The 7,927-nt window shown below is 61.2% G+C and carries 7 protein-coding genes and 1 tRNA gene; 5 read left to right on the top strand and 3 right to left on the bottom strand.

The window, feature by feature from the left end; translation table 11 throughout:
- Window positions 1–36: 36 nt before the first annotated feature.
- A complete protein-coding gene (locus CIK76_RS03605) occupies window positions 37–525 on the bottom strand; it encodes a YajQ family cyclic di-GMP-binding protein (RefSeq protein WP_096283514.1) in 489 nt (162 codons plus the stop codon).
- Window positions 526–690: 165 nt separating this feature from the next.
- Here CIK76_RS03605 and CIK76_RS03610 point away from each other — a divergent pair.
- Window positions 691–772: transfer RNA gene (locus CIK76_RS03610), tRNA-Tyr, on the top strand.
- Between the two features lie 142 nt (window positions 773–914).
- Window positions 915–1,286: a thioredoxin family protein gene (locus CIK76_RS03615; protein ID WP_096283570.1), complete on the top strand. Its 372-nt coding sequence runs from the start codon at window positions 915–917 to the stop codon at window positions 1,284–1,286.
- A 35-nt stretch (window positions 1,287–1,321) separates the two neighbouring features.
- Here CIK76_RS03615 and CIK76_RS03620 read toward each other — a convergent pair whose 3' ends face one another.
- Complete coding sequence (locus CIK76_RS03620; RefSeq protein ID WP_096283516.1) at window positions 1,322–2,287, bottom strand: 3-methyladenine DNA glycosylase; 966 nt, start codon at window positions 2,285–2,287, stop codon at window positions 1,322–1,324.
- Window positions 2,288–2,409: 122 nt separating this feature from the next.
- On the opposite strand from CIK76_RS03620, the gene CIK76_RS03625 reads away from it, so the two are divergent.
- Window positions 2,410–3,774: a pyridoxal-phosphate dependent enzyme gene (locus CIK76_RS03625; protein ID WP_096283518.1), complete on the top strand. Its 1,365-nt coding sequence runs from the start codon at window positions 2,410–2,412 to the stop codon at window positions 3,772–3,774.
- 28 nt (window positions 3,775–3,802) lie between these two features.
- Window positions 3,803–4,960: a cystathionine gamma-synthase gene (locus CIK76_RS03630; RefSeq protein WP_096283520.1), complete on the top strand. Its 1,158-nt coding sequence runs from the start codon at window positions 3,803–3,805 to the stop codon at window positions 4,958–4,960.
- A gap of 69 nt (window positions 4,961–5,029) precedes the next feature.
- Here CIK76_RS03630 and CIK76_RS03635 read toward each other — a convergent pair whose 3' ends face one another.
- Window positions 5,030–5,440 (bottom strand): hypothetical protein, encoded by a 411-nt coding sequence (locus CIK76_RS03635; RefSeq protein ID WP_141393447.1) that lies wholly within the window; start codon window positions 5,438–5,440, stop codon window positions 5,030–5,032.
- 334 nt (window positions 5,441–5,774) lie between these two features.
- On the opposite strand from CIK76_RS03635, the gene CIK76_RS03640 reads away from it, so the two are divergent.
- On the top strand, window positions 5,775–7,691 hold the full coding sequence (locus CIK76_RS03640; protein ID WP_096283524.1) for a DEAD/DEAH box helicase: 1,917 nt from the start codon (window positions 5,775–5,777) through the stop codon (window positions 7,689–7,691).
- Window positions 7,692–7,927: the final 236 nt, after the last annotated feature.

A 7,927-nucleotide genomic window follows, 5' to 3' on the forward strand; every position in this document is an offset into this window, starting at 1 on the left:
TGGCAACGGCTTTGTCATTGGCACTCGGGCTGGTTCCTAGCGGAAGTTCACGAACTGGAGGTCGGCTTCCTCGAAGCCGCGCAGCAGCGTCATGGTCTCCTGCAGGTCGTCGCGGGACTTGGAGGAAACACGCAGCTCATCACCCTGAATGGTGGACTTGACGCCCTTCGGCGCTTCGTCGCGAATGAGCTTATTGATCTTCTTGGCAACGTCCTGGGCGATGCCCTCGACGATGGAGGCCTCGATGCGGTATTCCTTGCCCGAGGCATAGGGCTCGCCGGCGTCCAAGGACTTCAGCGAGATGTTGCGCTTGACCAGCTTGGACTGGAAGATGTCCAGCACAGCCTTGACGCGCTCCTCGGCGTTGGCCTTCATTAGGATCTTCTCGCCGCTGTAGTCGATCTCGGCACCGACGCCCTTGAAGTCGTATCGCTGCACGATTTCTTTCTGGGCCTGGTGCAGTGCGTTGGCGACTTCTTGGCTGTCTACCTTGCTGACGACATCAAAAGTGGAATCGCTAGCCATGTGATTTCTCCTTGGTGTTCTACGGGTCCAATTCGCTTCATAGCCTACCGGTTTAGCAGCGCGAATTTGGGCTGTGATCAGGCTTACATCAAAAATGCGCCTCCCGATTTCACAACTCCCCGAAACTCCTGTAGAGTTATTTCTCGTTCCGACGTGAACAAACGGGGCAGATTACCCGAGTGGCCAAAGGGGGCTGACTGTAAATCAGCTGGCAACGCCTTCACTGGTTCGAATCCAGTATCTGCCACAAATGACTCCCAGATCTTAGGATCTGGGAGTTTTTTGCATCCCCGGAAAAATACGCAAAAATCCCGATATTCCGGGTTTCCTCACTGCGCAAAATGTCTCTCAGCTACGTACTTGTGACCGAATTCGGCTACCGTGTAAGCATGGCAACTAAAAATGTGAGCGAAGCAGAATTCGCCCAGCTGATTGAAGACAATGACATTGTGCTCGTTGATTTTTGGGCAGCGTGGTGCGGTCCTTGCCGTCAGTTCGCGCCGGTTTATGAGCAAACTTCGGAAAAGTTCCCTGATGTTGTGTTCTCGAAGGTGGACACCGAAGCCGAACAGGGTTTGGCCCGCGCTGCCAATGTCACGTCGATTCCGACCGTGATGGCATTCCGCGAAAAGGTCCTGGTTTTCTCTCAGCCTGGTGTGCTGAATGCGGCCCAGCTCGAAGATCTAGTCACCGCAGTGAAGGGCATCGACATGTCCGAGGTGCACGCACAGATCGCCGAGGAAGGCGCGCAGGCGGAATAGTACAAAAGCTATCTGGCAACTAAAGCTTCGGGCTGCTAACGACCTCGATGATCCAACGGGGCATAGCGTGGCCCGAAGCTTTGCTTTTTCTGGCCGGAAAGCAGCAGCAGCCGAATCACGCGCTGGCGCTGTGGGGCAAAAGGCGACAACAGCTCAAGCATTGTCGAATCCTTGACGCGACGTCCGGTCAGCATCTGTCCAACAAACCCCGCCAGATGATAGTCGCCGACCGAAATGTGGTCGGGGGAGCCGTGGGAACGCTGCAAGGTTTCGGCAACCGTCCAAGGTCCGATGCCGGGCATGGCCAGCAACGCAGCTTCCAGAGTGCCCGCGCCGCTAGCCTGCGGCTTCTTCTCACCCAGTTCGAAGGCGGCCCACCATTCCAATCGGCTCGCGGCGAACGCTAGCCTGCTCAGCGTCTGCGCCCGCTGATCCTCAACCCGGGCGCTTTGCCAATCCCAGCGTTTGAGCGAAGCGATTTGTTCCGGGCGCGGAAAAAGCCGCAGCCCCTCGGGCGCCGGGCCGGGTGCGGTTCTTCCATGGTGCCGGATCAGCCAGCGCCAAGCATGATTTGCTTCGATCCCGGTGACGCGTTGTTCCAGCACCGCACCGGCGGCATGCTCGAAGATCCGGTGGGTCCGCGGCAGCACCATATCCCGATGATCCCTGCGCTGGCGCTGCACTAGTTCGGGCAGGGTGGCGAAGAAACCCGGCTCATCGAAGCGCGCCCAATCGTCCTGGCTGCCCAAGAGCTCCGGCGCGTATTCGATGGCCCACCGCGCACCCGGTCCCCACGCGTCGAACCGAGCGACGCCATTAATCGACGGTTTAAAGATGTGCAGCGTCGCATCGCCCTGCGGCGTCGCAAAGGCCAACCAGGCCTCCGTGGCCGACAGTCGGATGGTCGGGTCGCCGAGGCCGCGACGCAGAATCCCCAAGGACTTCGGCAAATTGACCGGACGTTGCGGGTCGTGGGTGCTGCTGATCGCCGCGGTGTGCACGCTCTGTACCTCTTCCCCTGTTCGGGCCTCTCGCTAACATTTCGCGCCAGCGATGGCTACTGGATGACGCTAAGCTACGAGTGGCCACGACATGTGTGTCATCCGCCGGTAAAGTTCTTGACATGAAGTATGCGTCTACAGTTCTAGATCTGATTGGCAACACGCCACTTGTCAAACTCAATCGCGTGACCGACGGTATCAAAGCCACCGTGCTGGTCAAGCTCGAATACCTGAATCCGGGCGGATCCATCAAGGATCGCATCTCCCTGAAAATGGTTGAGCGTGCGGAGCAAAGCGGCGAGTTGAAGGCCGGCGGAACTATTGTCGAACCTACCAGTGGCAACACCGGTGTCGGGCTGGCGATGGTCGGACAGCTGAAGGGCTACAACACCATCTTCGTCACCCCGGACAAGGTCGGCGAGGAAAAGCGCGATGTGCTGCGCGCTTATGGAGCCGAAGTCGTCGTGACGCCAACGGCAGTAGCCCCGGAATCCCCTGAGTCCTACTACGGTGTCTCGGATCGCCTGGTCCGCGAGATCGATGGCGCATACAAGCCAGACCAGTTCTCCAATCCCGGAGCCCCGGAAAGCCACTTCGAGTCGACCGGCCCGGAAATCTGGAACGATACCGACGGCAAGCTCACCCACGTGGTGATCGGTGCGGGCACCGGCGGCACCATCACCGGTACCGGACGCTACCTCAAGAAGATTTCCGCCGATCGTGCCGCTGGTCCGGTCAAGGTCATCGCCGCGGACCCGGACGGTTCGGTCTACTCCGGCGGCACCGGCCGCCCGTTCTTCGTCGAAGGCGTCGGCGAGGATATGTGGCCGGGCAACTACGATCCTGCGGTGCCCGATGCTGTCGAGGCGGTCAAGGATGCCGACTCCTTCGAGATGACTCGCCGGCTGGCTCGCGAGGAGGGACTGCTGCTGGGCGGTTCATCCGGGATGGCCATCGTGGCGGCGCTGCGCGTGGCCAAGGACCTGAGCGAAGACGACGTCGTGGTGGTCATCGCACCCGATGGCGGCCGCGGCTACCTGGCGAAGATCTTCAATGACTCCTGGATGCTCACCCAGGGTTTCACCGGCGAGGCGGACTCCGAGCTGGTGGGCATAGCCCGCGCGCTGGCTACTCAGCCGCAGCCGACCGTGGCACCCGAGACCACCCTGTCCCAGGCCGCCGCGGCGCTGCGCGAGTCCGGTGCCGAAGCGCTGGTCGTGGCCACCGTCCAGCTGCCCGCCCGGATCGGCGAAATCCGCGGGGTCATCGGCGCGGCGGCCATCACCGACGCGCTCCTGGCCGGCGCCGCGGCCACCAGCGAGCTGGCAGAGCTCGAGCAGCTGGCCATCCCGCTGCTCGGTGTGGGTGAAGATCTCGCCCGTGCCCAAGAAATGCTGGCCGTGCACCCGGCGGTTCTGCTGACGCACGGCGGAGACGTTGTCGCCGCGCTATCGGCGTCGGACCTGCTGGCCTACGTCACCCGCTAAAGAATTCCACCTCAAGGACAGGAACGTCATGACCGAAAATACCCAAGGATCAAATACTCGTTTCGTACACGCCGGGCAGGAATTTGAACCGGTGACCGGCGCGGTTGTTCCGCCGCTGCACTTCTCCTCGACCTATGCGCAGGAAGCGATCGGCAAATTGCGCAATGGCTATGAATATGGCCGCGGCACCAACCCAACCCGTGATTCGCTCCAGGCGCAGCTGGCCGGAGCCGAATTCGGCAAGCACGCCTTTTCCTTCAGCTCGGGCCTGGCGGCCGAGGACTCCTTGATCCGCGCGATCCTGCGCCCGGGGGACCACATCGTATTGGGCAACGACGCCTACGGTGGAACCTTCCGCCTGATCGACCGCGTGCTCGGCGCCTGGGGCATCGGCAACACCCCGGTGGACATGTCCGACGAGCAGGCCTTGACCGCCGCGATCGAAAAGAGCAAGGCGAAGCTGGTCTGGGTCGAGACCCCGTCGAACCCGATGATGAAGATCACCGATATCTCCCGGGTCGCGCAGATCGCCCACGCGGCTGGCGCGCTGCTGGTTGTCGACAACACCTTCGCCAGCCCTTTCCTGCAGCAGCCGCTGACCCACGGTGCGGATATCGTCGTCCATTCCACCACCAAGTACATCGGCGGGCACTCAGATGTTGTTGGCGGCGCGATCATCGTGAACGACGACGAGCTGGCCGAGAAGATCGGTTTCATCCAGTTCGCCGTGGGCGCCGTATCAGGCCCGATGGACGCATTCCTGACCACCCGCGGTTTGAAGACCCTGGGCGTGCGCATGCGCACCCATAGCGAGAATGCGGCCCAGGTCGCTGCCTGGCTGCGCGAACGCAAGGAAGTGGAGCGCGTGCTCTACCCGGGCTTCGCCGATCACGCCGGCCATGAGATCGCCAAGAAGCAGATGAGCGGTTTTGGCGGCATGGTGTCGGTGCAGTTCGCCGGCGGCGAGGCCGCCGCGCGGAAGATTGCCGAAAGCACGAAGCTCTTCACCCTGGCCGAGTCGCTCGGCGGCATCGAATCGCTGATGAACTACCCATCGGAGATGACTCACGCTTCGGTCAAGGGCACCGAGCTGGCCGTCCCGGTGAATTTGCTTCGACTCTCGGTGGGTATCGAAGATGCCGCCGACTTGATCGATGATCTGGAGCGCGCCTTCACGGCGCTGTAAGCAGAAAAACACCGCGGGACTCGTAGCCACTTGGGTTGCGAGTCCCGCGGTGTTTAACCGGGCCGTCGACTATTTCTGTTTGGGCTTTGGCGAGACGAGTTTAAAATACTTGATGCTTGCCGGGGTCCACATCAGCAGCACCGCGACGAGCACCACGGCCGCAAGAATCGCATAGCGTCCCATGCGCAGCAGGGTCGGCAGCGCCGCGATCAGTCCGATCCAGGTCAACTGGGCACGTGCCGAGCGTTCGCCCTTCCACAGGCGTATGGCCAAGAGGCAGAACGCAATCCCGGCCACCGCCAGCAGGGCGACGAGAGCCAGCGGCCCCAGGTCCAGGGACCGGCCAGTCCAGGTATCGAAGAATAGATTGGCTGCGAAGCCCAAGAAGAGCACTCCGGCCAAAATCCAAACGAACCGGGAGATGCGTAGCGCACCGGGGGTCGACACGTCTGTAAGTGAGGGATTCGCGGGCTTTTTCACGTCTTCCAGCCTAGCGTTCCGGGGATGGTTTTGGGTCCTCTGCGTCGCGGTGCCTGAACTCACACGGCTCTCGCCCTGACAAATGGCCCCTGATGTCGATAGTATTAGGTGTTCGCGAACATCAGGGTTTCCTTGCATCTCGCCCAATTTTTGAGGCTAGAGCCTTCTCGTGTTGTATTTCTTCCGCCAAGTGTGAGCGCGGTTTTTATGTCATAGGGGAGCGCTTGATGAGCGTGAGTAGTTTTTTTACTGTGTAGCCTATGCGTCGTTCTTTCTTTTGGGGACGGGTAGGCCTTCCCCCAAACGAATGAGGTAATTCTTCGTGTCATCTGACATGCCCGTAAACACCAATGACGAAAAGACCACCGAAGAGCCGACCGTGCTCTTCAGCGAACTTGGTCTTGACGCCCGAGTGCTTGCAGCACTGGCCGACCTCGGCTACGAGAAGCCATCGCCAATCCAGGCCGCCACCATCCCACTGCTTCTTGAAGGCCGTGACGTTGTTGGTTTGGCTCAGACCGGTACCGGTAAGACCGCGGCGTTCGCGCTGCCGGCACTGTCCCGCATGGCCGAGCTTGCTGACCTCAACGGTCCAGCTCGCACCCCGCAGATCCTGGTTCTGGCTCCAACCCGCGAGCTAGCCCTCCAGGTTGCTGAAGCTTTCACTTCCTACGCCAAGTACCTCAGCGACTTCACCGTCCTGCCGGTATACGGCGGCTCCCCATACGGCCCACAGCTCAACGGCCTGCGCCGCGGTGCACAGGTTGTTGTTGGTACCCCAGGTCGTGTCATCGACCACATCAACAAGGGTTCCCTGGACCTGTCCAACCTCCAGTACGTTGTCTTGGACGAGGCCGACGAAATGCTTCGCATGGGCTTCGCCGAAGAGGTCGACAAGATCTTGGAGTCGACCCCGGCCGACAAGCAGGTTGCACTCTTCTCCGCAACCATGCCACGCACCATTCGTCGTATCGCTGCGGAATACCTGCGCAACCCACAGGAAGTTTCCGTCAAGTCGACCACCTCGACCGGCACCAACATCACCCAGCGTTACCTGCAGGTTATGGGTGCCCACAAGCTGGACGCCATGACCCGTATCCTCGAATCCGAGGAATTCGAAGGCGTTATCGCCTTCGTGCGCACCAAGATGGCTACCGAAGATCTTGCCGACAAGCTGAAGGCACGTGGCTTCACCGCCGCCGCCATCAACGGTGATATCCCGCAGCAGCAGCGTGAGCGCACCGTCGAGAACCTGCGTTCGGGCAAGATCGATATCTTGGTCGCAACCGACGTGGCCGCTCGTGGCCTTGACGTGGAACGCATCTCCCACGTCATCAACTACGACATCCCACACGACACCGAGTCCTACGTGCACCGTATTGGCCGTACCGGCCGTGCAGGGCGCAAGGGCGACGCGATCCTCTTCATGACCCCACGCGAGAAGTACCTGCTGCGTGCCATCGAGAAGGCTACCCGCCAGCCGGTGACCCAGATGCAGCTTCCTTCCCTGGACTCGGTCAACGACCGTCGCATCCAGCGTTTCATTGATCGTATCGACCAGACCATCAGTGGCCAGGATCTGACTACCTTCCGTGAAATCGTGGAGCGTTTCGCCAGCGAGCACGAAGACCTGGATCAGCTGGAAATCGCTGCCGCACTGGCACTGATGGCTCAGGGCGGTCGTCCACTGCTGATGACCGAACCAGTCATCCCACCATCGAAGAAGGCCCGCATGGACCGCGAAGGCGGACGTGAGGGTGGCCGTGACGGAGCCCGTCGCGAACCACGTGAGCGCGGTGCTCGCAAGACTGCAGCCGAGGGCAACGCCATGTACCGTCTGGCCGTTGGCCGTCGTAACCGCGTTCAGCCAGGCTCGATCGTCGGCGCACTGGCAAACGAGGGTGGCTTCAACTCCTCCGAAATCGGTGGCATTGATATCCGTTCGGATCACACCCTGGTCGAATTGCCAGCAGAGCTGAGCAAGGACCAGTGGCGTGCACTGTCCAAGACGCGCATTGGCGGCGAAGCTATCGACCTGGAGCTCGACAACGGTCGCAGCCCAGCCGAAGATTCGGATCGCGGTGGCTACGGCGACCGTAAGCGTTCCGGTGGCTTCGGTGGCGGACGCTCCGGAGGCTTCGGCGGCGGACGCGGTGGCGAAAAGCGCGGCGGCTTCGGCGGCGGTGGCGGACGTGGCGGCAAGAGCCGTTTCGGCGATTCGGGCCGTAGCGGCGGACGTCGCGACTACTAAGCACTAGATACAGAAGCACTCTCTTGAGCCGTGAATACGGCTCGGGAGGGTGCTTTTGTTTAACCCTGATGCCTCGCCCTGTCGACTTGGAATTTGTCGAGAAGCGGCAGCCAATTCCCGGGGCGCTCGTGCAACCATGCGGGCGCACAGCGAATACGGCGCGGTGCATGCAGACACTCGTGGTGTCTGCATGCTAGACGGAGGACTCGCAGTGGCGTTGTTCATTCTCGCTGGTG

The organism is Glutamicibacter sp. BW80 (assembly GCF_002332385.1).
Taxonomy (GTDB): Bacteria; Actinomycetota; Actinomycetes; order Actinomycetales; family Micrococcaceae; genus Glutamicibacter.

Excerpts from the sequence above, each read along its gene's own strand:
- CIK76_RS03605 (WP_096283514.1), bottom strand. The coding sequence starts at position 525 with ATGGCTAGCGATTCCACTTTTGATGTCGTCAGCAAGGTAGACAGCCAA.
- CIK76_RS03615 (WP_096283570.1), top strand. The coding sequence starts at position 915 with ATGGCAACTAAAAATGTGAGCGAAGCAGAATTCGCCCAGCTGATTGAA.
- CIK76_RS03625 (WP_096283518.1), top strand. The coding sequence starts at position 2,410 with ATGAAGTATGCGTCTACAGTTCTAGATCTGATTGGCAACACGCCACTT.
- CIK76_RS03630 (WP_096283520.1), top strand. The coding sequence starts at position 3,803 with ATGACCGAAAATACCCAAGGATCAAATACTCGTTTCGTACACGCCGGG.
- CIK76_RS03640 (WP_096283524.1), top strand. The coding sequence starts at position 5,775 with ATGCCCGTAAACACCAATGACGAAAAGACCACCGAAGAGCCGACCGTG.